At 60.8% G+C, this 25,717-nt stretch carries 25 protein-coding genes; 17 read left to right on the top strand and 8 right to left on the bottom strand.

Translation table 11 applies throughout. The features are described from left to right. Positions 1-88 precede the first annotated feature (88 nt). A complete protein-coding gene (locus tag AC0R79_RS29025; protein ID WP_474732611.1) occupies positions 89-1,054 on the top strand; it encodes a GlxA family transcriptional regulator in 966 nt (321 codons plus the stop codon). Positions 1,055-1,181: 127 nt separating this feature from the next. Here the strand turns inward: AC0R79_RS29025 and AC0R79_RS29020 are convergent, their stop codons facing one another. Further along, positions 1,182-3,593 carry a penicillin acylase family protein gene (locus tag AC0R79_RS29020; RefSeq protein ID WP_474732610.1) on the bottom strand — a complete coding sequence of 804 codons (2,412 nt, stop codon included), beginning with the start codon at positions 3,591-3,593 and terminating at the stop codon, positions 1,182-1,184. Positions 3,594-4,063: 470 nt separating this feature from the next. On the opposite strand from AC0R79_RS29020, the gene AC0R79_RS29015 reads away from it, so the two are divergent. The 3 genes from AC0R79_RS29015 to AC0R79_RS29005 all read left to right on the top strand — a co-directional run bounded on the left by AC0R79_RS29015 (position 4,064) and on the right by AC0R79_RS29005 (position 6,833). Then, a complete protein-coding gene (locus AC0R79_RS29015; protein WP_474732609.1) occupies positions 4,064-6,235 on the top strand; it encodes an S-type pyocin domain-containing protein in 2,172 nt (723 codons plus the stop codon). Position 6,236: 1 nt separating this feature from the next. Beyond that, on the top strand, positions 6,237-6,494 hold the full coding sequence (locus AC0R79_RS29010; protein ID WP_127800498.1) for a bacteriocin immunity protein: 258 nt from the start codon (positions 6,237-6,239) through the stop codon (positions 6,492-6,494). 87 nt (positions 6,495-6,581) lie between these two features. Further along, entirely contained in the window at positions 6,582-6,833 is a 252-nt protein-coding gene (locus tag AC0R79_RS29005; protein WP_111539326.1) for a bacteriocin immunity protein, read from the top strand. Between the two features lie 21 nt (positions 6,834-6,854). On the opposite strand, the gene AC0R79_RS29000 is transcribed toward AC0R79_RS29005, so the two are convergent. After that, positions 6,855-7,430 carry a DUF6436 domain-containing protein gene (locus tag AC0R79_RS29000; protein WP_474732608.1) on the bottom strand — a complete coding sequence of 192 codons (576 nt, stop codon included), beginning with the start codon at positions 7,428-7,430 and terminating at the stop codon, positions 6,855-6,857. A 97-nt stretch (positions 7,431-7,527) separates the two neighbouring features. Between AC0R79_RS29000 and bipL the strand changes: the two genes are divergently transcribed. Next, the gene (gene bipL, locus AC0R79_RS28995) at positions 7,528-8,478 is read left to right on the top strand and encodes a phospholipase BipL (protein WP_179693353.1); all 951 of its coding nucleotides are present in this window, start codon (positions 7,528-7,530) and stop codon (positions 8,476-8,478) included. A gap of 1 nt (position 8,479) precedes the next feature. On the opposite strand, the gene AC0R79_RS28990 is transcribed toward bipL, so the two are convergent. Next, on the bottom strand, positions 8,480-9,232 hold the full coding sequence (locus AC0R79_RS28990; protein ID WP_039765403.1) for a DUF2059 domain-containing protein: 753 nt from the start codon (positions 9,230-9,232) through the stop codon (positions 8,480-8,482). 108 nt (positions 9,233-9,340) lie between these two features. Between AC0R79_RS28990 and AC0R79_RS28985 the strand changes: the two genes are divergently transcribed. Both AC0R79_RS28985 and AC0R79_RS28980 read left to right on the top strand, forming a co-directional pair. Further along, positions 9,341-9,973 carry a 2OG-Fe(II) oxygenase gene (locus AC0R79_RS28985; protein ID WP_007953495.1) on the top strand — a complete coding sequence of 211 codons (633 nt, stop codon included), beginning with the start codon at positions 9,341-9,343 and terminating at the stop codon, positions 9,971-9,973. Between the two features lies 1 nt (position 9,974). Then, the gene (locus tag AC0R79_RS28980; protein WP_474732607.1) at positions 9,975-10,460 is read left to right on the top strand and encodes a 2-thiouracil desulfurase family protein; all 486 of its coding nucleotides are present in this window, start codon (positions 9,975-9,977) and stop codon (positions 10,458-10,460) included. A gap of 11 nt (positions 10,461-10,471) precedes the next feature. Here AC0R79_RS28980 and AC0R79_RS28975 read toward each other — a convergent pair whose 3' ends face one another. Further along, positions 10,472-11,050: a transporter substrate-binding domain-containing protein gene (locus AC0R79_RS28975; RefSeq protein ID WP_085647003.1), complete on the bottom strand. Its 579-nt coding sequence runs from the start codon at positions 11,048-11,050 to the stop codon at positions 10,472-10,474. A gap of 132 nt (positions 11,051-11,182) precedes the next feature. Here AC0R79_RS28975 and AC0R79_RS28970 point away from each other — a divergent pair, with 132 nt between their 5' ends. Then, positions 11,183-11,608: a DUF4399 domain-containing protein gene (locus tag AC0R79_RS28970; protein ID WP_007953489.1), complete on the top strand. Its 426-nt coding sequence runs from the start codon at positions 11,183-11,185 to the stop codon at positions 11,606-11,608. 62 nt (positions 11,609-11,670) lie between these two features. Here AC0R79_RS28970 and serA read toward each other — a convergent pair whose 3' ends face one another. Continuing rightward, positions 11,671-12,900 carry a phosphoglycerate dehydrogenase gene (gene serA / locus AC0R79_RS28965; protein ID WP_007953487.1) on the bottom strand — a complete coding sequence of 410 codons (1,230 nt, stop codon included), beginning with the start codon at positions 12,898-12,900 and terminating at the stop codon, positions 11,671-11,673. 204 nt (positions 12,901-13,104) lie between these two features. On the opposite strand from serA, the gene AC0R79_RS28960 reads away from it, so the two are divergent. From AC0R79_RS28960 to AC0R79_RS28945, 4 genes are all read left to right on the top strand, one after another. Further along, positions 13,105-14,499: an FAD-binding oxidoreductase gene (locus AC0R79_RS28960; RefSeq protein WP_127800490.1), complete on the top strand. Its 1,395-nt coding sequence runs from the start codon at positions 13,105-13,107 to the stop codon at positions 14,497-14,499. A 40-nt stretch (positions 14,500-14,539) separates the two neighbouring features. Further along, the gene (locus AC0R79_RS28955) at positions 14,540-15,205 is read left to right on the top strand and encodes a fumarylacetoacetate hydrolase family protein (protein ID WP_007953483.1); all 666 of its coding nucleotides are present in this window, start codon (positions 14,540-14,542) and stop codon (positions 15,203-15,205) included. Positions 15,206-15,428: 223 nt separating this feature from the next. Then, positions 15,429-16,352 (top strand): SdiA-regulated domain-containing protein, encoded by a 924-nt coding sequence (locus AC0R79_RS28950; RefSeq protein ID WP_474732606.1) that lies wholly within the window; start codon positions 15,429-15,431, stop codon positions 16,350-16,352. 117 nt (positions 16,353-16,469) lie between these two features. Continuing rightward, on the top strand, positions 16,470-17,387 hold the full coding sequence (locus AC0R79_RS28945; protein WP_474732605.1) for an SdiA-regulated domain-containing protein: 918 nt from the start codon (positions 16,470-16,472) through the stop codon (positions 17,385-17,387). Between the two features lie 83 nt (positions 17,388-17,470). Here the strand turns inward: AC0R79_RS28945 and rpiA are convergent, their stop codons facing one another. Beyond that, entirely contained in the window at positions 17,471-18,145 is a 675-nt protein-coding gene (gene rpiA, locus AC0R79_RS28940; RefSeq protein ID WP_007953476.1) for a ribose-5-phosphate isomerase RpiA, read from the bottom strand. 146 nt (positions 18,146-18,291) lie between these two features. On the opposite strand from rpiA, the gene ilvA reads away from it, so the two are divergent. Together ilvA and AC0R79_RS28930 are read left to right on the top strand one after the other, a co-directional pair. Beyond that, entirely contained in the window at positions 18,292-19,806 is a 1,515-nt protein-coding gene (gene ilvA, locus AC0R79_RS28935) for a threonine ammonia-lyase, biosynthetic (protein WP_085605949.1), read from the top strand. 41 nt (positions 19,807-19,847) lie between these two features. Next, positions 19,848-20,261: a DUF2269 family protein gene (locus tag AC0R79_RS28930; protein ID WP_474732604.1), complete on the top strand. Its 414-nt coding sequence runs from the start codon at positions 19,848-19,850 to the stop codon at positions 20,259-20,261. A 105-nt stretch (positions 20,262-20,366) separates the two neighbouring features. Here AC0R79_RS28930 and AC0R79_RS28925 read toward each other — a convergent pair whose 3' ends face one another. Next, entirely contained in the window at positions 20,367-21,023 is a 657-nt protein-coding gene (locus AC0R79_RS28925; protein WP_474732603.1) for a histidinol-phosphatase, read from the bottom strand. A 143-nt stretch (positions 21,024-21,166) separates the two neighbouring features. Between AC0R79_RS28925 and AC0R79_RS28920 the strand changes: the two genes are divergently transcribed. Then, positions 21,167-21,646 (top strand): RNA pyrophosphohydrolase, encoded by a 480-nt coding sequence (locus tag AC0R79_RS28920; protein WP_003229203.1) that lies wholly within the window; start codon positions 21,167-21,169, stop codon positions 21,644-21,646. 22 nt (positions 21,647-21,668) lie between these two features. Then, a complete protein-coding gene (gene ptsP / locus AC0R79_RS28915) occupies positions 21,669-23,948 on the top strand; it encodes a phosphoenolpyruvate--protein phosphotransferase (protein ID WP_007953470.1) in 2,280 nt (759 codons plus the stop codon). 33 nt (positions 23,949-23,981) lie between these two features. On the opposite strand, the gene AC0R79_RS28910 is transcribed toward ptsP, so the two are convergent. Beyond that, positions 23,982-24,728, bottom strand: coding sequence for an NRDE family protein (locus AC0R79_RS28910; protein ID WP_127800478.1), 747 nt, complete (start codon positions 24,726-24,728; stop codon positions 23,982-23,984). Between the two features lie 131 nt (positions 24,729-24,859). Between AC0R79_RS28910 and AC0R79_RS28905 the strand changes: the two genes are divergently transcribed. After that, a complete protein-coding gene (locus AC0R79_RS28905) occupies positions 24,860-25,642 on the top strand; it encodes a sulfite exporter TauE/SafE family protein (RefSeq protein ID WP_127800477.1) in 783 nt (260 codons plus the stop codon). Positions 25,643-25,717 lie beyond the last annotated feature (75 nt).

The following is a 25,717-nucleotide window of genomic DNA, read 5'->3' as shown; positions in this document are numbered from 1 at the left end:
CCACCTGCAAATCGTGCCAGCTCGCTTCTGCGGCGAGGATTGGCTAGGGTTGGCGCTGATCCGCCATTCCCCGGGAGCCGAGATTGCCATGAACAGAACCGTCGCCATCGTGGTGTTCCCCGGCGTGCAGGCGCTGGATGTCAGCGGGCCGATGGACGTGTTCGCCGAGGCCAACCGCTTCCTGGCGCCGGAGGATCATTACCGGCTCGACGTGATCGGCGTCGAGCGCGGATCGATGGCGTGCTCCAACGGGCTGAACCTGAGTGCGCATCGGCATTTCAGCGACGCGTCGCAGGTTTACGATTTACTGCTGGTGGCGGGTGGGCCGCAGTTGCCGTTTCTGGACTTCGGCAGCACGTTCGATGCCTGGTTGCGTGAGGCCTGTGGGCGGGCGCGGCGATTCGGCTCGATCTGCAACGGCGCGTTCATGCTCGCCCGTGCCGGGTTGCTGGACGGGCGCACGGTCACCACCCACTGGAACGACGCCGAAGCGCTGGCGCAGTTGTGCCCGTCGAGCCGGGTCGAGGCTGATCGGTTGTACGTCGAGGATGGCCAGCTCTACACCTCGGCGGGGGTGACGGCGGGGATCGATCTGTCGCTGTACCTGCTGGCGCGTGATTACGGGGCCGAGGTGGCGCTGAGCGTGGCCAAGCGGCTGGTGGTGTTCACCCAGCGCTCGGGCGGGCAGTCGCAGTTCAGCCCGTTCCTCACGCCCCATGCCGAGCCGACGTCGGCGGTGGCGATGGTGCAGCTGTATGTGCTGGCCAATCTCACCGGCGACCTGACCATCGCCGATCTGGCGAATGCCGCGAACATGAGTGCGCGGAATTTCTCCCGGGTGTTTGCTCGCGAAGCGAAAGTCACCCCGGCGGAGTTCGTCGAGCGGGCTCGGGTGGATGCGGCGCGGGTGATGCTTGAAAGCACCACGGCGCCCCTGAAGACGGTGGCGTATCAGTGCGGGTTTCGTGATGCGCAACATATGCGCAGCGTGTTCAATCGGCGGCTGGGGGTGACGCCGCAGCAGTTTCGGCTGAATTTTGCGGCGATGGTTTGAGATCTGTTTTGTTCTGACTGACCCCTTCGTCGGAACGCCGCCCGGAGCAAGCTCGCTCCCACAGGAAACCGCGATCCAATGTGGGAGCGAGCTTGCTCGCGAAGGTGCCGCTCCAGTCAGCAAAAACCTATTGAGCTGACCGCGCCGGCAACAGCTTCAAGGTACTGCGCGTATTCGCCGTCACCTCTTCATCACTGAAATGCGCCTGCACATACATCCCGTCCACATACGCTTCCGCCTGATCGTCATAGTGGCTGTCGAACGGCACGCCGCTCTGGCCCACCGGGTTGATGGTCAGGCTGTGAGCCGGGTCGGCGAAGTCCACGAGCCGGCGGGTCGACGGGCCGTAGGTCACCGGCCACGGCGCCGGGCCGATCTTCGCCGAGAGGTTGTTCGGCACTTCATGGGAGCCCGGTGCGGCGAAGGGGCCGACGTTGAAAATGCGGTCCAGCGGTTTCTGCTGACCCAGCGGATGACCATGGGTCAGGGTGTGCGCCTTGCCCCATTGCCAGCCGGAAGCGTCGTCGCCGAGGATCGACTTCAGGTGCGCCATGCTCGCCTGCCACGCGGCGCGCACGGTGTCGGCGCGGGTCTCCTTGTTCGGCGTGCTGCGGTTGTCCCACCACGGTGAATCGGCATTCGCCGCGAGCTTAGGCAGGGCTGCATCGATCACTCGGGTCGACAGCAGGGTTTCGAAGAAATCATTGCCCAGCTCATCGCGCATCGCCGCGTCGGCGAGGTCGTAGAGGAACTGGTTGAACACCGTCGCACTGACCGAATCCAGCGGATAGTCGCCTTGCCACTGGGCCAGTTGCTCGATCAGCTTCTGCTCGGCGGGATTGCCCGCCACTTCACGCAGCACCGGCAGCAACGGCGCCAGCAGGCGCGGGCCATAACCGGTGGTGGTGCCCAGTTGCAGCTTCTGGTTGGCTTCGTTGTCCCACTTCACGTTCTTGTCGGCGAGCTGGCGGTTGAGCTGCTGGCCACGGTCGGCGAGGTTGTAATAACCGGGAATCTCCATGCCGGTCGGCGACACGGGCTGGAAGTTGGCCGAGACGATATAGCCCCGCGCCGGGTTCTCTTCCTGCGGGTTGGCGCTGAACGGGAAGTAGCCGTCCTTGTCCGCCTGATTGCTGCTGCCGTCGAGAATGAAGCCAGGCTTCACCCCGGCCGGTCGCTTGGGCAATAGCGCCGAGGCCCACCACGCGATATCGCCCTTGGCGTTGGCGTAGACGATGTTCAGCCCCGGCGCCTGCACCTTCGCGGCAGCGGCACGGGCTTTGGCCAGGGTGTCGGCGCGGTTGAGCTGGTAGAAACCTTCGAGGATCGGGTTCGGCGTTTCGAGAAATGCCCACCACATCGCGATCGGGGTTTTCCCGGCGGCGCTGCCAAGGGCGTCGTTGACGATCGGGCCGTGGGGCGACTGACGCAGGGTGATGGTTACCGGTGTCTGGCCTTTCACGGCGATCTGCTGCTCGGTCTTGACCATGTCGGTCCACTGGCCGCGATACCAGACCTGATCCGGGTTGTCCGGATTGACCTTCTCGGCGATCAGGTCGAGGTCATCGTTCTGGAACATGGTCAGGCTCCAGCCGAAATCCAGGTTGTGCCCCAGGAACGCAAACGGCACCAGCGCCTGATGATGTCCGTAGAGTTCAAAACCCGGCGCCGACAACTGCGCCTCGTACCACACCGACGGCACCGAGAAGCGAATGTGCGGATCGCCCGCCAGCAAAGGCTTGGCGCTCTTGCTGTGGCTGCCGGCGATCACCCAGGCGTTGCTGCCTTCGAACTGCGGCAGACCGTTGTCGATCAGCGCCTGTTCGCTGACGCGGGCGAGGGTATTCAGGCCTTTCCAGTCTTCGGCGGCGAGGGCCGGTGCGGTGCCGGCGTGGCCCTTGGCGAGCACGCCCTTGGGTTGCCAGTCGAGGTCGAAGACGTTGAGGTAATCGGCGCCCAGTTGATCGCGCACGTAGGTCAGCAACGGTTCGGTGCGAAATGCGGCGGCAAAGCTGTAGGCCATGTAGCCGGCGACGCTGATGCTGTCTTCGGCGGTGAATGGCCGCTTGGGGATGCCCAGCACGTCGAACTCGACAGGGGTGGCGTGCGAGTCCTGATATTGATTGATGCCGTCCAGATAGGCTTGCAGGGCCTTCCACGCCGGTGACTGCTTGTCGAGGCCGGCCACGTAACTGGCGGCACGCTCGCGAATGCGCAGGCTGCGGAACAGTTTGTCGGTGTCGAGCAGTTTCGGCCCGAGCACTTCGGCCAGTTCGCCCCGGGCCAGGCGGCGCATGGCTTCCATCTGAAACAGGCGATCCTGGGCGTGCACGTAGCCAAGGGCACGATAGAGGTCGGCCTCGTTTTCGGCCCGGATGTGCGGCACACCGCGCTCGTCGTAACGCACGGTCACCGAGCCTTGCAGGTTGCGCAGTTCCACCTGGCCCTGACGCGTCGGTTGCTTGCTGTAGAGGTAACCGCCGACCCCGATGGCGGAAATGACGATCAGCAACGCAAGTACGGTCAGGCCTTTTTTCATGAAAAATCTGCTCCCTGTCGTTCTATTTATATGAAGGCATTGATGGTGCTGATCTATTTGAGGATCGCAACCGGGATTTCATAACACAGTATTTCTTGAATAGGAAGTTTCCTTCAGGTTTTCGGGAAGTGCACTACAAGTTTGTTGTTGCTGCGTTTAACGGGGCGGGCCTATAAAAGACCTCGAGAAAAAGCAGAGGGCGAAAACAAAGTTCGCGAATTCAATACATGGAATAACTGACATGGAGAAGTCGTATGAGTGATATTGAAAATTATCTTGGACCTCACAGACAAACCGGGCCAGGCAGATATGAACTGGCCCCCATACCGGTTCGGGACAGGGCTCCGTCTCGATTGGGGCAGGGTGGGTTTTTCTCGGGAAGTTGGGGTTTGAATGAAGGACCGCATAGAGGAACAGGTCAAGGGTCTGGAAAACTTGATCCGTTAACTCCCTTTATCTGGAATGATTTGATGCAGGAGCAACAGAATGCTCAGGCATATATTGATCTTGAGTACGCTGGAGTATTCAGCAATATCGGCGCGGCATCAAACAATGAAGTAGAGCAGGCCAGGCAAGCAGCCAGTGCTGGACTTTCTGCGGCTCAGAAGTTCAAGGCTGATCAGGAAATAACCATTCAGGTTATTCATTCAAAGTTGTTGGAGTATCGGGCTCATACCGAGACCGCTTACTCGCTGTATGGACATAATCCATTTTTCCTGATGAAGGATTTGTCCTTCAAGAAGATACGAGACAGTCTGGCATCGCCCAATCCGGATGTCTCCGTCGCCTACGCCGCGATTGACAGGGCATACCGTTCGGCAATGGAGCTCCGGCGCCTTTCATGGGTGATGGCCATTATCGCCAATCAACTTCCGGAACTGGCCGCAAGAAGAAGCCAGGTTGAGGCCGCGACTCAAACCACGAGGGACGCCCAGCAGACTCTTTCTGCCGAAAGGCTATCCGTGGTAAATCTGGAAACGAATATCCGCCTGCATTTCCTGCCGGGTTTTCTGGTTGAAAGAATCGCCGCTGCAGCGGGCTCAACCGGAGGCAGTCTCTCTCAAACACTCACAAATTATAAAATCGCAGCGGACAATATTCGTGCTGTTGAGCAAGCAGCTGTCCGGCCCTATGCAATCGCAAATCCGGCGATCAACGCCCCGTTGAGCAAGCCTGAGCTCGAAGCGCTGAAGAACCTGGTGGACTTGCAGGCCACGACCGAACTGGGCAAGCGCTGGCAGGACTATCACGCGTCACTCCTGCATTCGGAAAACGCCCGGCATATGGCAGCGGCGGCGGACGCATTTGCCGGTCTGATCGCCCGCGCCCAGGAGGCGGAGCGGTTGCAGGAGCAGATACGCATTGCCCGTGAGCAGGAAGCCCGGCATTTGCAGGAACAGGCGCGTATTGCCGTGCAGGCTGAAGCCAGGCGTGTTGCCGAGGAACAGGCACGTATACGGGAGCAAGCTCGTATTGCCGCCGAAGCAGAGGCAAGGCGCCTTGCCGAGGAACAAGCGCGCATAGCGGCAGAGGCCATTCGCAACGCCCATACCTTCCGCGCGCCAGGTGCCGCTTCGGCTACAGGGCCGTTGTTCATGACATCAGCCGGAGCCGTGGCGGTTGTCGAGGCCGCTTCGGCCAGTCTGCAAGTGGCCGTTCGCAGCGCCATCGCGGGCTTGGGCAGTCTTGCTGCGAGTGTCGGGGCTGGCGCGGTCGTCGGTGTTTCAGCGTTGGTCTACTCGTCGAAACTGGGCAACGGGGAGTTGCCGGACCGTTACGCGTTCAGCACGCCGCTGTCGGACCTCGCGCCCGACTTCGCGCCAGATCTGCACGCCATAGCGGCGGCTGGCGGGACGGTTGACATGCCTTTCCGTGTCAGTTCAAAGACCGACGCGAACGGGCAGTCAGAGGTTTTTGTCGTCAAGACTGATGGGCGGAATATTCCGTCGGCGGTCAGGGTGGTGGCAGCCTCCTACGACGCCGAACGCAACGTCTACACCGCGACCACCACCGATGTTCCGCCACGCACCCTGACGTGGACCCCGATCGTCAATCCGGGAAACAGCTCGACGACCTCACCGGCCGGGCAGCCGGATGTGCCTGCCTATACTGGGGCGACGGTGGTCCCGGTAGAGGGACGCCTCGATTCGTTCCCGGGCGTTTTCGAAGCCGGATTCGATGACTATGTGCTGGTGTTCCCGCAGAACTCCGGGCTGCCACCCAACTACACGATGTTTCGGGATCGGCGGGAGGATCCGGGCGTCGCGTCAGGTGTGGGGCAGGCGGTATCGGGCAACTGGCTCAGGAGCGCATCGCAGGGTGAAGGCGCGCCGGTTCCGACGCAGATTGCCGATCAGTTGCGAGGGCGGGAGTTCAGGAATTTTCGGGCGTTTCGAGAGGCGTTTTGGAGGGCGGTGGCCGATGATTCTGAGCTAGTAAGTCAATTTAATAATAGTAGTGCTTTTGAAATGAAAAATGGCCGAGCACCGTTCGTTCGAAAAATTGATAGGGTGGGAGGGCAAGTGAAGTTTGAGCTTCATCATTCCGCCTATATATCTAGAGGAGGGGAGGTTATGGATGTAGATAACGTTCGAGTAGTTACTCCTAAACAGCACGGCGCGATACATTCGGAGGGGGATTGATATGAGCGCAAAAGAGTTAGAGGACTACACTGAGGAAGATTTTTTGTTGTTTGTTAAAAAAATCTATAATTCTTCGTATTCGACGGAAGAGCAGCAAATAGAAGCTGTTTTTGAGTTTGAGCGTTTAACTCAGCATCCAGATGGTTCGGATTTGATCTATTATCCTCGCGATGGTAGGGAAGATAGTCCAGAGGGAGTCGTTAAAGAAGTTAAGGAGTGGCGGGCTATCAGCGGTAGGTCAGGATTTAAACCGGAATAGGTTTTTGGCAGTGCCCTTGCTATTCGAGTAATAGTAAGGGCGCTTTTTGTGTTTGAGTTTTAATTTGGAGGTATTGTCGTGTCGGTAATGAATAAGCGTGTAAGTGATCTGTTGGAATCAGATTTTTTGAGCTTTGTTACGAGGGTTTATAATAATGACTACGATACTGAGGAGCAGCATATTGATGCTGTTTTAGAGTTTAAGGCCTTGAGCGAGCATCCATCCGGCTCGGATCTGATCTTTTATCCGGAGCCAGGAAAAAGTGGGCCAACAGCAGTGGTTGAAGAAGTGAAGGCGTGGCGGGCGGCCAACGGCAAGCCTGGTTTTAAAGTGGTTTAGTTGTGGAGTAGGGCGAAATTCTCACTCCCCACTCAACCACGGGCAATAACACCCAACCGCCAACGTATGAGTCGCATTGACCGGACGATCATCACTCAACGCTTGCAGGATCGGTTCGATAAAACTGTTGCTGGAGTTGCACGTCAGGCCTTCGCTGTACGGGCCGAAGTACGCCAGTCTGCCGCTGCGGTCCCAGATCGCCACGGCCGGGCTCGCGGGAATCTGTTCGGAGCCGGGCAGCACCGCGATGGTTTTAAGATTGCTGAGGGTGGCGGGCAACTGGCCGTGGCTGCCGGTCTTCTGCACGGCAAAGAATTCGACGCCCTTAGGGCCGAACTGTTCGACCATTTCGGTCAGGTGCTGTTGGTTGCCGACGTTGCACGGGCAGGCCGGGTCCCAAAAGTGCACCAGACGGATATTGCCGGGGCCGGCGAGTTCGTCGGGCAGGCGCAACGGGTCACCGGAAAACACAGCGGTGTGTTCGCTGAACGCCCGCAGATAGCGGCCCTGGAACCAGTCGTACGCGGCCCACAGCACGCCGGCACACACGATGGCGAGCAGGCTGGCAAACAGTGCGGTGCGGTAGGGCGAACGCATGGTTTTGATTCCTTGAGAGCGCGCTAGCTTGCCATGCTTGCCGCGACAGATGAATATCGCAGGCCGATAAAGTCCGTTTACCGTTCTGGAATTGCCCATGTCTGTTGCCTTCGATCCCGATCACCTGCGTGCGAGCCTCAAGCCTCTGGCCGAGTGGCAGCCGTTGTCCGAGGAGGCGAAGGCGTATCAGCGGTTCTACAAGACCGACTTTCCGGAACGCGATGTGTGGCGCGGCATGGGCCGGTTCGACATCAATGGCTATCAACTGGTCAGCCATTGCTGGTGGCCGGCGGAAACGGCCAAGGCCACGCTGTTTCTGGTGCACGGTTTTTATGATCACACTGGTCTTTACCGGCATGTGATCGAGTGGGCGCTGGATCAGGGCTTTGCGGTGATTGCCTGCGATCTGCCGGGGCATGGTCTGTCCAGTGGCGAGCGGGCGAGCATCCGCGACTTCTCCGAGTATCAGGATGCGCTGCAAGGCCTGTTCGCCGAGGCGCGCTCGATTGCGCTGCCGCAGCCGTGGCACCTGTGCGGGCAAAGCACTGGCGGGGCGATCATTGTCGATCACGTGCTCAATCATGGTGAAAACAGCCCGGCGCAGGGGCAGCTGATTCTGCTGGCGCCGTTGGTGCGTCCGCGTGCCTGGGGTTGGTCGCAGTTCAGTTATTACCTGCTGCGGCCCTTTGTCAGGGGCATCGCCCGACGTTTCAGCGAGAACTCCAACGACCCGGATTTCCTGCCGTTCCTGCAGGCCGATCCGTTGCAGCCAAAACGCTTGCCGACCGCATGGGTCGGGGCGTTGTCACGCTGGATCAACCGGGTTGAATACGCGAAGAAAAGTCCGCGCCGGCCGCTGATCGTTCAGGGCCAGGCGGACATGACCGTGGACTGGCAGCACAACCTGCAAGTGATGAAGTGGAAGTTCGACCGGCCGCAGATTCTGTTGCTGGCCGAGGCACGGCATCACCTGGCCAACGAGACGGCGGAAATGCGCGAGGAGTATTTCGAGTTCTTGAGCAAGCGGATCAAGGGCCGCAACCCCTAGATCACTGGCTGAGGTTCGAGGTGCTCTGACCGACGGCCAGCCCGGCGCGGATTGCTGCCAGTGCGGCCTGATAGTAGGCCTTGCCTTCGGTGGATTCGGCAAAGGTCGCGAACTCTTCCAGTTCTTCATCCGACAGGTCGCGATAGACATACAGCAGCGTGTTGTTCAGGTCGGCGCCGATCTGATCCATCAGGCGCTGGCGTTGACCGTTCAACATGCCCTGGGCCTGACCGCCGCCGAGCAGGCCGGGGATCATCGAACTCAAGCTGTCCGCCGCCACGCCGGCAATCGCCAGGCTGACTTCGGCACCGGCTTCACGGGCGGGCAGGGCCTGGGCGAGGTGGCCAATGATCAGCAGGCGACTGTCGCTGGCCGGCATCTTCGGCAGGCCCTTGGCGTTTTTTGCCAGTTGATCGCGGCGGGTGGCCAGCAGTTCGGCGGCGACGATCTTCTTGCCCAACGGAGACTGAAAGAACGACAGGGCCGGTTTCGGATCGGCGAGGTTCTTGCGCAGTTGTGCTTCGGCGCGTTGATCAACAGCCTGGGGGGCGAAGCGCTGGTTGCTGTTGTTCACCAGCGCCTGAAACACCGCCGGCGGCAGGCTGTTCTGGTAACGCTGCTGCGCTGCACTCAGGGCGTCGTTGAAATGCGCGCGTTGTTCTGGCCAGCCGGCGACCTTGTACAACTGGTCGTGGCCGTCCGCCCAGGCGGGCAAAACGCAGAACATCAACAGTGAAAAAAGCAAACGGCGCATAAGGACTCCTGTCGGCAGCCGACTATTCTCCGTGCGGTGCCAGTACTTGTCGAGAATTCGTGTCAAGCCGCCGCGTGGCTCTGTCGGATTTCTTGCCGCAGGCATACTATGCGCGCCATGCAAATATCCTCTGATCACCCGCTGCTGTTACGTATCGTCGACGACCTGGCCGAGCGCGGCTGGTCGCAGCAGAACATTTTCCTGCCTGCGGATTTGACCCGCGCACTGGCGGCCGAGTGCCGCAAACGTGACGCCGAAGGTGAACTGGCGCCGGCGGGGGTCGGACGTGGCCCGTTTTCGGAGATCCGTGAGGGGATTCGTGGCGACCATATCCAATGGATCGACCCCGGTCAGGCCGAAGCCAGCGACCGCTACCTGAACCTGATGGACAGCTTGCGCGAGGCGCTCAACCGGGGCCTGTTCCTCGGGCTGGAAGACTTCGAGTGCCACTTCGCCCTGTACCCGCCGGGTGCGTTCTACCGCAAGCATGTCGACCGTTTCCGCGACGATGACCGGCGCATGGTCTCGGCGGTGATCTACCTCAATGACGGCTGGTTGCCGGAGGATGGCGGGCAACTGCGCATGTACCTGGAGAATGACCGCGTTCATGACGTGCAGCCTACGGGCGGTTGTCTGGTGGTGTTTCTCTCCGGCGAAGTCCCTCATGAAGTGTTGCCAGCCAGCCGCGAGCGGCTGTCGCTGACAGGCTGGTTCCGCCGCCGTGGCAACGAGCCGTTCTGAGATGCACAGGATTCTGGTCAGTCGCTGCCTGCTGGGCCATCGCGTGCGTTACGACGGTGGTGCCAGCGGGCCGTTCGATCTGCTGGAGCAGTGGATCAGCGAAGGCCGGGTAGTGCCGCTGTGCCCGGAAGTCGCCGGTGGTTTGCCGACGCCACGGGCAGCGGCGGAGATTCCGGGCGGGCAGGGCAGCGAAGTGCTGGACGGACTCGCCTCGGTGATCACCACCGAGGGCGAAGATGTCAGTGCGCAGTTTCTCGACGGCGCGCAGCAGGCGCTGGCGCTGGTGCAAAAGCACGGGATTCGGGTGGCGGTGCTCAAGGCCAACAGTCCTTCGTGCGGGAATCTGTTGACCTATGACGGGACGTTCAGTGGGGTGAAGGTGAGTGGCGAGGGGGTTACCGCCGCGTTGCTGAAGCGCCATGGCGTACAGGTTTTCAGCGAACTCGAACTGCCGCAAGCCGCACAGGCCCTCAACTTGCTTGACTAGTCACGCTCACTTCAGTTTTCCGTAGCCTGCACACTCAACCACTTCTTCGACAACGCCTCCAGCCGCCCATCCGCCCTGATCCGCTGCAAGGCATTCTCCAGGCTCGCGTGAAACGCCGGGTTACCCTTCTGAAACGGAATCGCCAGATCTACCGGCGGCCCAACCTTCGGTTTCTCCTCGGTCAGCGTCTGCACCAGCACCATCGGCCGAGGTTGCTCGTCCTTTTTCGCCAACAACTGCGCATTGACCTGCGTGTAAGGCTCGCTCACGTCGAAACGATCCTTGAGTTCCGGGGTCAGTGCTATGTGGTTGAGCGCGACGTCGTACTTGCCGCTTTCAACGCCCTGGAGCAGATCGGCTTCGTCAGTGACGATGAAGTCGGCGCGCACATCCAGTTCGTTGGCCAGCAGTTGCCCAAGCTCGACCTCGAACCCCGTGAGCGTGTCGCCGTCCTTGAAATTGAAGGGCGGTGTATTAGCCTCAAGGGCTATGCGCAACTCGCCACGGTCGTAGACGTCATCAATCAGTTCGGCGTGAGCCAGAGGGCTCAGAAGGGGAAGCAGGCAGATCAGGCCAGGCAGAAAACGCATGGTCACTCCTTTGAAATCGATATCGGCCTGTTTTCCAGGCTCGCTTTGCTATGGTTGTCGAGTGCCTTCGACAACGAATGGTCATGAAGTTGTCATGACCGTGCGGATTTTACGGAAAAACTGGAGAAGAAAATGAAAAGCTTTATGTCACGTGCAGCGTTGGCCGGTGTGCTGATGGGTGTTTCGGTACTGGCCAGTGCGGCCACACCGGCACCGAAGGGCGCCGAAGTGTTCATCGTTTCTCCCGAGGACGGAGCCACGGTTCCGCAGACCTTCACGGTCAAGTTCGGTGTAAAGGACATCGCGCTGGCACCGGCCGGTGACGTCACCAAGAACACCGGTCATCACCATCTGCTGATCGATGCCAAGGAAATCGTTCCGGCCGGCTCCGTCGTGCCGACCGACGCCAACCACATGCATTTCGGCAAGGCGCAGACCCAGGCCGATATCAAGCTCGCGCCGGGCAAGCACACCCTGCAACTGGAGCTGGGTGACAGCGGCCACATGGCGTTCGATCCGCCGATCGTGTCGAAGAAGATCACCGTCAACGTCGAATGACGTTTTCGCGTGCATGAAAAAGGGAGCCCGAAGGCTCCCTTTTTTTGTCGCTCAGCGTCGGATCAGAACAGCACGCGGCTACGGATGGTGCCGTTGACGTGTTGCAGCTTCTCTTGCGCCAGCTCCGAGTACTCGGCGTCGACGTCGATCACCACGTAGCCGACCTTCTCGTTGGTCTGCAGGAACTGACCGGAGATGTTGATGCCGTTTTCGGCGAAGACCTTGTTGATCTCGCTCATCACACCCGGGATGTTCTCGTGGATGTGCAGCAGACGGTGCTTGCCAGGGTGAGCCGGCAGGGCCACTTCCGGGAAGTTCACGGACGATACCGAAGTACCGTTGTCGCTGTACTTGACCAGTTTTTCTGCCACTTCCAGACCGATGTTGGCCTGCGCTTCAGCGGTGGAACCGCCGATGTGCGGGGTCAGGATCACGTTGTCCAGGCCACGCAGCGGGCTTTCGAACTCTTCGTCGTTGGAGCGCGGCTCGACCGGGAACACGTCGATGGCAGCGCCGATCAGGTGCTTGTCCTTGATCGCAGCGGCCAGGTGGTCCAGCTCGACCACGGTGCCGCGTGCAGCGTTGATCAGGATGCCGCCCTTCTTGATGGCGCGGATTTCCTTCTCGCCGATCATCCACTGGGTCGCAGCGGTTTCCGGAACGTGCAGGGTGACGATGTCGGACATGCCCAGCAGCTCGTGCAGGTTGCCGACCTGGGTCGCGTTGCCCAGTGGCAGCTTGGTCACGGTGTCGTAGAAGAACACCTGCATGCCCAGACCTTCAGCCAGGACCGACAGCTGAGTACCGATCGAGCCGTAGCCGACGATGCCCAGTTTCTTGCCACGGATCTCGAAAGAGTTGGCTGCGGACTTGATCCAGCCGCCACGGTGGCAGGAAGCGTTTTTCTCAGGGATGCCGCGCAGCAGCAGGATCGCTTCGGCCAGCACCAGCTCGGCAACGGAGCGGGTGTTGGAGTACGGCGCGTTGAACACGGCGATGCCGCGCTCGCGGGCCGCTTCCAGGTCAACCTGGTTGGTGCCGATGCAGAAACAGCCGACCGCGACCAGCTTCTTCGCGTGATCGAAGATCTCTTCGGTCAGCTGGGTGCGCGAACGAATGCCGATGAAGTGAGCGTCAGCGATCTTTTCCTTGAGCTGGGCTTCCGGCAGGGAGCCTGTCAGGTATTCGATGCTGGTGTAGCCCGCCGCCTTGAGGACGTCGACAGCCGATTGGTGGACGCCTTCGAGAAGAAGGAACTTGATCTTGCTCTTATCGAGAGAAGTCTTGCTCATCTGCGTAAACCTGTATCCCGGAGAAAAATGGCAGGAAATGGTCAACAGACATTGACCTTGACGACAAGAATGCCGTCACCGCAGAACCGCCGTTGGGCACTGGCCTGCGGGGTCGGTATGCTAGCATAGCCGCCCCGCTAAACACTCATTCCTGCGACGTGAAGCGTTCTCAGGATGACCATGAATTGTTCGAGAGTTCCGTCGATGACCAATCCTGCCCTGATTGATGAACTGAAGACCCTGGTCGAGCCTGGCAAAGTCCTGACCGATGCCGACTCCCTGAACGCTTACGGCAAGGACTGGACCAAGCACTTCGCTCCGGCGCCCAGCGCCATTGTGTTCCCCAAGACCATCGAGCAGGTGCAGGCCGTCGTCCGCTGGGCCAACGAGCATAAAGTGGCGCTGGTGCCGTCGGGCGGACGCACCGGTCTTTCCGCCGCGGCCGTGGCCGCCAATGGCGAAGTGGTCGTGTCGTTCGACTACATGAACCAGATTCTCGATATCAACCTGACCGACCGCACCGCCGTCTGTCAGCCGGGCGTGGTCACCGAGCAATTGCAGAACGCCGCCGAAGAACATGACTTGTACTACCCGGTGGACTTCGCTTCGGCCGGTTCCAGCCAGATTGGCGGCAACATCGGCACCAATGCCGGCGGAATCAAGGTCATTCGCTATGGCATGACCCGCAATTGGGTGGCGGGCATGAAAGTGGTGACCGGCAAGGGCGATGTGCTGGAACTCAACAAAGACCTGATCAAGAACGCCACCGGTTATGACCTGCGGCAGCTGTTCATCGGCGCCGAAGGCACTCTCGGTTTTGTGGTCGAGGCCACCATGCGCCTGGACCGTTCGCCGAAAAACCTGACCGCGATGGTCCTCGGGACCGCCGATTTCGATTCGATCATGCCGGTGCTGCACGCCTTTCAGGGTCGACTCGACCTGACCGCGTTCGAATTTTTCTCCGACAAGGCCCTGGCCAAGGTCATGGGCCGTGGTGATGTTCCGGCGCCGTTCGAAACCGACTGCCCGTTCTATGCCTTGCTGGAATTCGAGGCGACCACCGAAGAAGTGGCCAACACCGCCCTGGAAACCTTCGAGCATTGCGTGGAGCAGGGCTGGGTGCTGGACGGCGTGATGAGCCAGAGCGAAACCCAGTTGCAGAACCTGTGGAAGCTGCGCGAGTACATCTCCGAAACCATCTCCCACTGGACGCCGTACAAGAACGACATCTCGGTCACGGTCTCGAAAGTTCCGGCTTTCCTGCGGGAAATCGACGCGATCGTCGGCGAACACTACCCGGATTTCGAAATCGTCTGGTTCGGCCATATCGGCGACGGCAACCTGCACCTGAACATCCTCAAGCCGGACAACCTGAGCAAAGACGAGTTTTTCGCCAAGTGCGCCACCGTCAACAAGTGGGTGTTCGAAACCGTCGAGAAGTACAACGGTTCGATTTCCGCCGAACACGGCGTGGGCATGACCAAGCGCGACTACTTGACCTACAGCCGCTCGCCGGTGGAAATCGAATACATGAAAGCGGTCAAGGCGGTGTTCGACCCGAACGGCATCATGAACCCGGGCAAGATCTTCGCGGTTTGATTGGCAATCCCTGATGAATCAATGAAGGCAGGAGTCGGTAATGAGCTATCAGCACCAGTATGTCGACGGTACGCGGATTCATTTTCCGCTGGGGAAAGTGGTGTGCATCGGCCGTAACTACGCCGAACACGCCAAGGAACTGGACAACCCGGTGCCTACCGAGCCGTTGCTGTTCATCAAGCCGGGCAGTTGCGTGGTGCCGCTGGAAGGCGGTTTCAGCATTCCGACCGAGCGTGGCTCGGTGCATTACGAGGCGGAAATCGCCGTGTTGATCGGCAAGCCGCTGTCGACCAAGCCGAGCCGCGAAGAAGTGCTGGACGCGATCTCCGGTTTCGCCCCGGCGCTGGACCTGACCCTGCGCGACAAGCAGGCCGAGCTCAAGTCCAAGGGCCTGCCGTGGGAAATCGCCAAGTCGTTCGATGGCGCGGCGGTGATTGCGCCGTTCGTGGTCGGCAGCACTTTCGCCGACCTGACCGACATCGGCATTCGCCTGACCATCAACGGCGAAGTGCGCCAGGATGGCAACAGCAGCGCAATGCTCAACCCGATCGTGCCGATGATCCAGCACATGGCCGGCTGCTTCTCGCTGCAGGCCGGTGACGTGATCCTGACCGGCACGCCGGTGGGCGTCGGCCCGCTGAACGTTGGCGATGAGATCGTGCTGGAGCTGCCGGGCGCCAGTCGCTTCACCAGCAGCGTTCGCTGATCCGTACGTCGCGTTCCCAAGCGGGAGATTGCAGGTTTGAGCTCAGCCCTCAAGCCTGCAATCTCCCGTTTTCGTTTTGTGATGCGGCCTGCAAAGACGCAGGGCATTCCGGCCATTTGCCGTTTTTTTCACATTTTGTCCGGATAATTCCGGTCATTCTGGCGTCTGAGCCGGCCTCTTTGTGCTATTACCCGTAGCCTGAATTTTCGGAACGCGTCCTTCGATGTCATCTCAAACTCAGCTCAAACCCGCCCGCCGTTCACGTTTCGCCCTGCGTTGGTATTCCTGGCTTTTGTTGGCAGCCGCCGCTGCGTACGGGCTGGCGTTTGCCATGCATTGGGACGACCGCGGTGTGCTGTGGGTGCTGGAGCGTTTCGAAAGCACGGCCGAGCAGCAGGAAAGCGTCTGGCTCCCGGACTACCGGGTGGTGATCGACGCCAAGCTGCTGCCGGGCATGGAAAAGGACGAAGCTTCGGACCTCTCCTATAACCCGCAGACCAAAACCCTGTTTTCGGTGATGGGCAAGAATCCGTTCCTGGTCGAGCTGACCCTGCAGGGTGACGTGCTGCGCAAGATGCCGCTGGTGGGCTGGAGCAATCCCGAAGGCCTGACGGTGATGGAAAACGGCTTGATGGCGATTGTCGACGAGCGCGAGCACATACTCTCGATCGTCAAGGTCGATGCCGAGACCCGCGAACTGAAGCGCGACGACTTCCCGAAATACGACCTCGGCCCGTCGAAAGACCAGAACAAGGCCTTCGAAGCCATCACCTGGGACGCCCGTAACCAGCAACTGCTGCTGGGCGAAGAGCGTCCGCCCGCACTGTTCACCTGGAAAAGCGACGGCAGCCAGACGCTCAAGGGCGACAAGCAGAAACTCGACAGCGACGAACTGGACCTGCGCAACCTTTCGGCCCTGGCGATTGACCCGCGCACCGGTCACACCCTGGTGTTGTCCGCCGATTCGCATCTGTTGCTGGAGCTGGACGAAAAGGGCGAACAAGTCAGCTTCATGACCCTGCTCGGCGGTTTCAACGGCTTGAAGAAAACCATTCCCCGCGCCGAAGGCGTGACCATGGACGAGGCGGGCACGCTGTACATGGTCAGCGAGCCGAACCTGTTCTACCGCTTCGAAAAGCAGAAGTAACAACTCCTACAGCAATTGCAGATCTGTGCAGTTGTGGCCTGAGGCAAGTGGCCATTAAGCTTCAGTTCAGACAGGCGTGATATTTCATCCGCCTGTTTTGACTCCGAGCCTGCCCGAATGCGTCGACTTGCCCGTCCCAAGCCTCTGTTCATCATCCTGTCGGTGATTGCCCTGATCGCGCTGATTGCGATCGGCCAATACATGCGCCTGTTCGAGCGTGCCTGGTTCAACCTGCATACGCTCTGGCAGCCGATGAGCAGCCAGGCCACCGGGCTGGACCAATATCGGGTAGAGATCGAGGCGAAAGTCATCGACGGGCTGAACGACGATGTCTCGGCGCTGACCTACGATCCGGTGCGCAAGAGTCTGTTCACGGTCACCAACAAGAATGCCGAGCTGATCGAGCTGTCGCTGGACGGCGCGATCCTGCGTCGGGTCGCCTTGATCGGCTTCGGTGATCCGGAGGCGGTGGAGTTCATCAGCGCCGACACCTATGTGATCACCGATGAGCGCCAGCAACGGCTGATCAAGATCCATCTGGAACACGACACCACGTTCCTCGATGCGGCGGACGCCGAGCAAATGACCCTCGGTGTACACATGAGCGGCAACAAGGGCTTTGAAGGCCTGGCTTACGACTCGGTGGGCAAGCGCCTGTTCGTGGCCAAGGAGCGGGATCCGATGCTGATCTATGAAGTGCACGGTTTTCCGCACTTCAATCCTGAAAAATCCTACGCGGTACACGTGATCAACAATCCCAAGCGCGATGCCGGGATGTTCGTGCGCGATCTGTCGAGCCTGCAATACGACGAGCGCAGCGGCCATTTACTGGCGCTGTCCGACGAGTCACGGCTGATTCTGGAACTGGATGTGGACGGGCGCCCGTTGAGCACCCTGTCGTTGAGCGGTGGCCGGCAGGGCCTGAAGAAAACCGTGCCGCAGGCGGAAGGTATCGCGATGGATGACGACGGGACGCTGTATCTGGTGAGCGAGCCGAACCTGTTTTATGTCTTCAGGAAGCCTGCGCAGAATTAACCAACACCACAAAACACTGTGGGAGCTAGCAAGCTAGCTCCCACAGGTTTTTCATCTGCCCACAAATATGTGGGCAGCCTGGTTTATTCAGCTTTGAGGGTCTTCACGCCTTCGCTGGTACCCAGCAACAGCAGATCCGCCGGACGCGCCGCGAACAGGCCGTTGGTGACCACGCCGACGATCGCGTTGATCTGCGCTTCCAGCTCCACCGGATTGGTGATCTGCAGGTTGTGCACGTCGAGGATGATGTTGCCGTTGTCGGTCAGCACGCCTTCGCGGTAGACCGGGTCGCCGCCCAGTTTCACCAGTTGGCGGGCCACATGGCTGCGGGCCATCGGGATCACTTCCACCGGCAGCGGGAACGCACCCAGCACCGGCACCAGTTTGCTGGCGTCGGCGATGCAGATGAAGGTCTGGGCCACGGCCGCGACGATCTTCTCGCGGGTCAGGGCTGCGCCGCCGCCCTTGATCAGGTTCAGGTGTTCGTCGCTTTCATCGGCGCCGTCGACGTAGAACTCCAGGTTGCTCACGGTGTTCAGCTCGTACACCGGAATCCCGTGGCCCTTGAGGCGCGCGGCGGTGGCTTCGGAGCTCGCGACCGCGCCATCGAACGCGCCCTTGTGCTGGGCCAGGGCGTCGATGAAGCAGTTGGCGGTGGAACCGGTGCCGACGCCGACGATGCTCTTGTCGTCGAGTTTCGGAAGGATGAAGTCGACGGCGGCCTGGGCCACGGCCTGTTTGAGTTGATCCTGGGTCATGCGGGCTCCGGAAGCGGGCAAGGTAAGAACGGAAAGGCCGGCATTATAGCCTCAAGCCGGGCTAAAACCTCTGCATTCGTGTGGTCGTCCGGCCGAAAGCCGGGTTAGACTCGCTGGTCCCGCCCAACCGCCAGTGATGCTTTCCGATGCTCGAACAGTACGTCAAGAAGATCCTCACCTCGCGCGTTTATGACGTTGCCGTAGAAACCCCGCTGCAGAACGCCCGCCAGCTCTCCGAGCGGTTGGGCAACGACATCTGGCTCAAGCGCGAAGACTTGCAGCCGGTGTTCTCGTTCAAGATTCGCGGCGCCTACAACAAGCTGACCCAGTTGAGCGACGAAGAGCGCGCTCGCGGCGTGGTCACCGCGTCGGCGGGCAACCATGCGCAGGGCCTGGCCCTGGCGGCGAAAGTGCTGGGCGTGAAAGCGACCATCGTGATGCCCAAGACCACCCCGGAAATCAAGGTCGAAGGCGTGCGCTCCCGTGGCGGCAAGGTGGTGCTGCACGGCGACTCCTTCCCGGAAGCGCTGGCGTATTCGCTGAAACTGGTCGATGAAAAAGGCTACGTCTACATCCACCCGTACGATGATCCGCACACCATTGCCGGGCAGGGCACCGTGGCGATGGAAATCCTGCGCCAACACCCGCAGCCGTTGGATGCGATCTTCGTTCCGGTAGGCGGCGGCGGTCTGATCGCCGGCATCGCGGCGTACGTGAAATACCTGCGCCCGGACATCAAGGTCATCGGCGTCGAGCCCGATGACTCCAACTGCCTGCAAGCGGCGATGGCCGCGGGCGAGCGCGTGGTGCTGCCGGCGGTGGGCATCTTCGCCGACGGCGTGGCGGTGGCGCAGATCGGCCAGCACACCTTCGACATCTGCAAGGATTACGTCGATGAAGTGATCACCGTCAGCACCGATGAAATCTGCGCGGCGATCAAGGACATCTACGACGATACCCGTTCGATCACCGAACCGGCTGGCGCCCTGGGCGTGGCAGGGATCAAGAAGTACGTCGAGCAGCGCGGCGTCAGCGGCCAGACCTTCGTGGCCATCGACTCCGGGGCCAACGTCAACTTCGACCGCTTGCGCCATGTCGCCGAGCGCGCCGAGCTGGGTGAAGGCCGCGAAGCGATCATCGCCGTGACCATCCCGGAGAAGGCCGGCAGCTTCAAGGCCTTCTGCGAGGCCATCGGCAAACGCCAGATCACCGAATTCAACTACCGCTATAACAATGGCAGCGAAGCGCACATCTTCGTCGGCGTGCAGACCCACCCGGACAACGACCCGCGCAGCGCACTGCTGGCGAGCCTGACCGAGCAGGGTTTCCCGGTGCTCGACCTGACCGACAACGAACTGGCCAAGCTGCACATCCGCCACATGGTCGGCGGTCGTGCGGCGCACGTGGTCGATGAAGTGGTGCTGCGCTTCGAGTTCCCGGAGCGTCCGGGCGCGCTGTTCAACTTCCTCAACAAACTCGGCGGGCGCTGGAACATCTCGATGTTCCACTACCGCAACCACGGTGCGGCGGACGGCCGCGTGGTGGCGGGTCTGCAAGTGCCCCACGACGAACGTCATTTGGTGCCCGCAGCCCTTGAGGAAATCGGCTACCCGTACTGGGACGAAAGCGACAACCCGGCCTATCAGCTGTTTCTTGGCTGAACGGCTACGCTGATGGGTATGGCCCAAGGAAAGAGAAATTCATGGAAACCCTGACCACCCTGAAAGTCCTTCACGTCGCGGCGACCGTGGTGATACTGGCGAGCGGGCTGGGGCTCGCCGCTGTTTCCTGGCGTAATCGCAGCGAGGGGCCGGCCAGCACGATGCAGCGACCCTGGTTGTTCGTCTGGTGTCTGATGCTGATCGGCGTGCTAAGCATGCCTTTCACCGGCTGGTGGTTGGTGCACCTGATCGGCTGGCCGTTGGGACAGTTTTGGATTCTGGGGTCCAGCGTGATCTATGCCGTGGCCACATTCAGCGCGGTCTGGCTGCTTGTTCGGCTTAATCGGCTATGGACCAGCGGGGTCGGCAACCGGAAATTCAATCTGGCGCTGGCAATTGTCAGCGGCGTCGGATTTCTGGCCATTGTGGCGTTGATGGGGGCGAAGCCGGTTTAAGGCTTGGGACCGCGTCGACCCCGTTCGCGAGCAGGCTCGCTCCCACATTGATCTGACGCGTTCACAAATTCTTTGTGGGAGCTGGCCTTGCCAGCGATGGCGGTATCAGCCGCGAAGGCTTATGACGGGCCAGCCACGCTTCTCAGCCTCGGCCCGCAGGTTCGGATCCGGGTCGACTGCCACCGGATTCGCCACCTGCTCCAGCAGCGGCAGGTCATTCATCGAGTCGCTGTAGAAATAGCTGCCTTCCAGCGAATGCCCGGTTTCTTCCAGCCAGCGGTTCAGGCGCGTTACCTTGCCTTCGCGGAAGCACGGCACGTCGGTGCTGCGCCCGGTGTAGCGGCCGTCCTGCATCTCGCACTCGGTGGCGATCAGGGTTTCGACACCCAGGCGCACTGCAATCGGCGCGGTGACGAAGCGGTTGGTGGCAGTGATGATCACCAGCTTGTCACCGGCATCGCGGTGATTTTTCAGCAACTCGAGCGCCTTCGGCAGCATGATCGGCTCGATGCAGTCGCGCATGTAATCGTTGTGCCACTGCTCAAGCACGGCCATCTCGGTGCGGCCGAGGATTTCCAGGCAGAAGTTCAGGTAGGCCGCGTTATCCAGTTTGCCGGCCAGGTAATCCTGATAGAACTCGTCGTTGCGCGTCTTGTAGGCAATCGGGTCGAGGAAGCCGCGTTCGCACAGATAATCGCCCCAGGCGTGATCGCTGTCGCCGCCCAGAAGGGTGTTGTCCAAATCGAATAAAGCCAGGCGCATTGCAGTTACCCGCTGAAAAGTCAGTAAAAAGGCCACAAGAATACGGTCTTTTCACAAGAGTGCACATAAGCTCGGAACCTTCGTTGCCGCCTTCACAACCTTTGTGGAACAATGCGGCGACATGCGTTTGCGAGGTTGTTGCCGTGATCGACCCCGATGGTTTCCGCCCTAATGTCGGGATCATTCTGACGAATGACGCCGGCCAGGTGCTATGGGCTCGCCGTATCAATCAAGATGCCTGGCAGTTTCCACAGGGGGGAATCAATCCCGAGGAGACGCCGGAAGACGCCTTGTACCGCGAGCTGAACGAAGAAGTTGGCCTGGAACGCGAAGATGTTGAAATACTGGCCTGCACCCGGGGCTGGTTGCGCTATCGTTTGCCGCAACGTCTGGTGCGAACCCACAGCCAACCGCTGTGCATCGGCCAGAAACAGAAATGGTTTCTCCTGCGCCTGATCTCCAACGAGCAGCGGGTGCGGATGGATTTGACCGGTAAACCGGAGTTCGATGGCTGGCGCTGGGTCAGTTATTGGTATCCGTTGGGCCAGGTGGTGACATTCAAGCGCGAAGTGTATCGCCGCGCTCTCAAAGAGCTTGCCCCGCGCCTTTTAGCGCGCGACTGACGACGGAGTTCGACCCCGAGCCATGCTCAATACGCTGCGCAAGATCGTCCAGGAAGTTAACTCCGCCAAGGATCTCAAGGCGGCGTTGGGGATTATTGTGTTGCGCGTCAAAGAGGCCATGGGCAGCCAGGTCTGCTCGGTCTACCTGCTTGATCCAGAGACCAACCGCTTCGTGCTGATGGCCACCGAGGGCTTGAACAAGCGCTCGATCGGCAAGGTCAGCATGGCACCCAACGAAGGTCTGGTCGGCCTGGTCGGCACGCGTGAAGAACCCCTGAACCTCGAAAACGCCGCGGATCACCCGCGCTACCGCTACTTCGCCGAAACCGGCGAAGAGCGCTACGCCTCGTTCCTCGGGGCGCCGATCATTCACCACCGCCGCGTCGTTGGCGTGTTGGTCATCCAGCAGAAAGAACGCCGCCAGTTCGATGAAGGTGAAGAAGCCTTCCTCGTGACCATGAGCGCGCAGCTCGCGGGCGTAATCGCCCACGCCGAGGCCACCGGCTCGATTCGTGGCCTGGGCCGTCAGGGCAAAGGCATCCAGGAAGCCAAGTTCGTCGGCGTGCCGGGTTCACCGGGTGCGGCGGTCGGTACCGCGGTGGTCATGCTGCCACCGGCGGATCTGGACGTGGTGCCGGACAAGACCATCACCGATATCGACGCTGAACTGGCGCTGTTCAAGACCGCCATCGAAGGCGTGCGCGCCGACATGCGTGCGTTGTCGGCCAAGCTGGCGACCCAGCTGCGTCCGGAAGAGCGTGCGCTGTTCGACGTCTACCTGATGATGCTCGACGATGCCTCGCTGGGTAGCGAAATCACCAACGTGATCAAGACCGGGCAGTGGGCCCAAGGTGCGTTGCGCCAGGTCGTGACCGATCACGTCAACCGTTTCGATTTGATGGACGACGAATACCTGCGTGAGCGGGCGTCGGACGTCAAGGACCTGGGCCGCCGTCTGCTCGCCTACCTGCAGGAAGAGCGTCAGCAGAATCTGGTCTACCCGGAAAAGACCATTCTGGTCAGCGAAGAACTGACGCCGGCGATGCTCGGCGAGGTGCCGGAAGGCACGCTGGTCGGTCTGGTATCGGTGCTCGGTTCGGGTAACTCCCACGTCGCGATCCTGGCCCGGGCCATGGGTATCCCGACGGTGATGGGTGTAGTCGACTTGCCATACGCCAAGGTCGACGGCATTCCGATGATCGTCGACGGACTCAAGGGCGAAATCTACACCAACCCGAGCGAAGTGCTGATCAAGCAGTTCGCCGAGGTGGTGGAAGAAGAGAAACAACTGGCGCTGGGCCTCGACTCCCTGCGCGACCTGCCGTGCGTGACCCTCGATGGCCACCGCATGCCGCTGTGGGTCAACACCGGCCTGCTGGCCGATGTGGCGCGGGCGCAGAAGCGCGGCGCCGAAGGCGTTGGTCTGTACCGCACCGAAGTGCCGTTCATGATCAACCAGCGCTTCCCGAGCGAGAAGGAACAACTGGCGATCTACCGCGAGCAGCTTGCCGCGTTCCATCCGCAACCGGTGACCATGCGCAGCCTGGACATCGGCGGTGACAAGTCGCTGTCGTACTTCCCGATCAAGGAAGACAACCCGTTCCTCGGCTGGCGCGGGATCCGCGTCACCCTCGACCACCCGGAAATCTTCCTGGTGCAGACCCGCGCGATGCTCAAGGCCAGTGAAGGCCTGAACAACCTGCGGATCCTGCTGCCGATGATCTCCGGCATCCACGAGCTCGAAGAGGCGCTGCACCTGATCCACCGGGCCTGGGGCGAAGTGCGCGACGAAGGCACCGACGTGCCGATGCCGCCGGTGGGCGTGATGATCGAAATTCCTGCGGCGGTTTACCAGACCAAAGAGCTGGCGCGGATGGTGGACTTCCTGTCGGTCGGCTCCAACGACTTGACCCAGTATCTGCTGGCGGTGGACCGCAACAACCCACGGGTGGCCGATCTCTACGACTACCTGCACCCGGCGGTGCTGCAAGCCCTGCAAACCGTAGTGCGCGACGCCCATGCCGAAGGCAAGCCGGTGAGCATCTGCGGCGAGATGGCCGGTGACCCGGCGGCAGCGGTGCTGTTGATGGCGATGGGTTTCGACAGCCTGTCGATGAACGCCACCAACCTGCCGAAGGTGAAATGGATGCTGCGTCAGATCAACCTGAGCAAGGCCAAGGATCTGCTGGCGGAACTGATGACCATCGACAACCCGCAGGTGATCCACAGCTCGCTGCAATTGGCGCTGAAGAACCTCGGGTTGGCGAAGATGGTCAATCCGGCGGCGGTCAAACCGCTATAGAAAGACAAGATCGCAGCCTTTGGGCTGCGATCTTCATAGGTTGATCTCCACTTCCCCCAGATGCCCGCCATACGGCCCGAAACTACGCTCCACCATCCGCCGTGTCCCGTCCGCCTGCACAATCAACGCCGTACTCGCCCGAGTCCCATAGCTCTGGCTGGCAATAAACACGCTCGACAGCAACGACTCGGTCGCCAGCCCAACGCCAGTGTCCGGCAGATCAGCAAACGGCGCCGTTTGCGCATCCCCCAACAGCGCCAACAATCGCTCGGGCTGCGGATCATCCAGCACTGCACTCAATGCCGCCTTGGCCTTGAGCAGTTTCGGCCACGGCGTATCCAGCCCGGCGTTGGACAGTCCATAAACGCCGGGCTGCAGCATCACCGGTTCCGAAGACCGCGCATTGAAGTGCCACAGCTCGTTGGCATTGCCCAGCAGCAGGTTGAAGCCGGCATAGTCCGGCGAACGGGCGACAACGTCGGACAAATAGTCATCGATCGACAGGTTTCCGGTCAGAAACCCTGCCACCAGCTCGCCCCGAGAGCGTCGCGCCGGCGGCTGATGCGGATCGCGGATGTTGGTCAGCGCCGCAAAACGACCGTTGGCGCCAAGACCGAGCCAGGTTCCACCGGCCTCAAGATCCCGGCCGGCATGAACATGCGGCGACTCGGGCCACTGCGCCAGGGGCAGGCTGGGCCGGGCGTAGAACTCGTCACGGTTGGCCGCGACGATCAGCGGCTGGGCATGCCCCGGTCGCCAGGCGAAAACAATCAGGCACATAAGGTGGTCCTTGTGTGTTTTTTGCCCACTCTACGCAGACATCGTCCGTGCATCCATCGCCAGTGGAGCCGAAGGGTATCCATCCGTTACCATGCCGCTCCGGTTTTGGGGACGCGCCTTGGGAGGCAGTCATGGAATTTCTGCTCTATCTGGCGCTGGGCGCCTGTGCGGGCGTACTGGCCGGGCTGTTCGGGGTGGGCGGCGGGATCATCATCGTCCCGGTGCTGGTGTTCAGTTTCACCTTGCAGGGCTTCGATCCGTCGATCCTGACCCATCTGGCGGTCGGCACGTCCCTGGCGACGATCATCTTCACGTCGGTCAATGCCGTGCGCGAGCATCACCGACGCGGCGCGGTGCGGTGGTCGATCTTCAAGTGGATGACCGTCGGCATTCTGCTCGGCGCCGGTTTTGGGGCGCTGACCGCCGAAGCGATCTCCGGGCCCAACCTGCAAAAGATCATCGGTGTGTTCGCCCTGGTGATCGCGGCGCAGTTGGCACTCGACGTCAAACCCAAGGCCAGCCGAACGGTGCCGGGCAAACTCGGTCTGACCGTGGCCGGCAGTGTGATCGGCTGGGCGTCGGCGATTTTCGGGATTGGCGGCGGCTCGCTGACCGTGCCGTTCCTGACCTGGCGCAGCGTGCCGATGCAGCAGGCCGTGGCGACATCGTCGGCCTGCGGTCTGCCGATTGCTGTGGCCAGTGCAATAAGTTTCATGATTCTGGGCTGGCATGATCCGTTGCTGCCGGCCCATAGTCTCGGTTTTGTGTATTTGCCGGCACTGCTCGGCATTGCGCTGACCAGCATGGTGTTCGCCCGTCTCGGCGCGCGGCTGGCGCACAGGTTGTCGCCGAAGTTGCTGAAACGGCTGTTCGCGGCTTTGCTGTTTTGCGTGGGTCTGAGCTTTCTGTTCTGAGCCGTCTGTTTTGGCAGGTCGCAATCCTGGCTTAATCCTGAGGTGACAGCGTCGCCCGGGAATTTTTGAAGATTT

The organism is Pseudomonas sp. HD57-3 (assembly GCF_056113135.1).
Note: the sequence above shows the minus strand (reverse complement) of the source record. Positions and strands in the feature narration are given on the sequence as shown.

Bases quoted from the DNA above. Each gene is read 5' to 3' on its own strand.
- AC0R79_RS29025 (WP_474732611.1), top strand. From the start codon at position 89: ATGAACAGAACCGTCGCCATCGTGGTGTTCCCCGGCGTGCAGGCGCTG.
- AC0R79_RS29020 (WP_474732610.1), bottom strand. From the start codon at position 3,593: ATGAAAAAAGGCCTGACCGTACTTGCGTTGCTGATCGTCATTTCCGCC.
- AC0R79_RS29015 (WP_474732609.1), top strand. From the start codon at position 4,064: ATGCAGGAGCAACAGAATGCTCAGGCATATATTGATCTTGAGTACGCT.
- AC0R79_RS29010 (WP_127800498.1), top strand. From the start codon at position 6,237: ATGAGCGCAAAAGAGTTAGAGGACTACACTGAGGAAGATTTTTTGTTG.
- AC0R79_RS29005 (WP_111539326.1), top strand. From the start codon at position 6,582: ATGAATAAGCGTGTAAGTGATCTGTTGGAATCAGATTTTTTGAGCTTT.
- AC0R79_RS29000 (WP_474732608.1), bottom strand. From the start codon at position 7,430: ATGCGTTCGCCCTACCGCACCGCACTGTTTGCCAGCCTGCTCGCCATC.
- bipL (WP_179693353.1), top strand. From the start codon at position 7,528: ATGTCTGTTGCCTTCGATCCCGATCACCTGCGTGCGAGCCTCAAGCCT.
- AC0R79_RS28990 (WP_039765403.1), bottom strand. From the start codon at position 9,232: ATGCGCCGTTTGCTTTTTTCACTGTTGATGTTCTGCGTTTTGCCCGCC.
- AC0R79_RS28985 (WP_007953495.1), top strand. From the start codon at position 9,341: ATGCGCGCCATGCAAATATCCTCTGATCACCCGCTGCTGTTACGTATC.
- AC0R79_RS28980 (WP_474732607.1), top strand. From the start codon at position 9,975: ATGCACAGGATTCTGGTCAGTCGCTGCCTGCTGGGCCATCGCGTGCGT.
- AC0R79_RS28975 (WP_085647003.1), bottom strand. From the start codon at position 11,050: ATGCGTTTTCTGCCTGGCCTGATCTGCCTGCTTCCCCTTCTGAGCCCT.
- AC0R79_RS28970 (WP_007953489.1), top strand. From the start codon at position 11,183: ATGAAAAGCTTTATGTCACGTGCAGCGTTGGCCGGTGTGCTGATGGGT.
- serA (WP_007953487.1), bottom strand. From the start codon at position 12,900: ATGAGCAAGACTTCTCTCGATAAGAGCAAGATCAAGTTCCTTCTTCTC.
- AC0R79_RS28960 (WP_127800490.1), top strand. From the start codon at position 13,105: ATGACCAATCCTGCCCTGATTGATGAACTGAAGACCCTGGTCGAGCCT.
- AC0R79_RS28955 (WP_007953483.1), top strand. From the start codon at position 14,540: ATGAGCTATCAGCACCAGTATGTCGACGGTACGCGGATTCATTTTCCG.
- AC0R79_RS28950 (WP_474732606.1), top strand. From the start codon at position 15,429: ATGTCATCTCAAACTCAGCTCAAACCCGCCCGCCGTTCACGTTTCGCC.
- AC0R79_RS28945 (WP_474732605.1), top strand. From the start codon at position 16,470: ATGCGTCGACTTGCCCGTCCCAAGCCTCTGTTCATCATCCTGTCGGTG.
- rpiA (WP_007953476.1), bottom strand. From the start codon at position 18,145: ATGACCCAGGATCAACTCAAACAGGCCGTGGCCCAGGCCGCCGTCGAC.
- ilvA (WP_085605949.1), top strand. From the start codon at position 18,292: ATGCTCGAACAGTACGTCAAGAAGATCCTCACCTCGCGCGTTTATGAC.
- AC0R79_RS28930 (WP_474732604.1), top strand. From the start codon at position 19,848: ATGGAAACCCTGACCACCCTGAAAGTCCTTCACGTCGCGGCGACCGTG.
- AC0R79_RS28925 (WP_474732603.1), bottom strand. From the start codon at position 21,023: ATGCGCCTGGCTTTATTCGATTTGGACAACACCCTTCTGGGCGGCGAC.
- ptsP (WP_007953470.1), top strand. From the start codon at position 21,669: ATGCTCAATACGCTGCGCAAGATCGTCCAGGAAGTTAACTCCGCCAAG.
- AC0R79_RS28910 (WP_127800478.1), bottom strand. From the start codon at position 24,728: ATGTGCCTGATTGTTTTCGCCTGGCGACCGGGGCATGCCCAGCCGCTG.
- AC0R79_RS28905 (WP_127800477.1), top strand. From the start codon at position 24,860: ATGGAATTTCTGCTCTATCTGGCGCTGGGCGCCTGTGCGGGCGTACTG.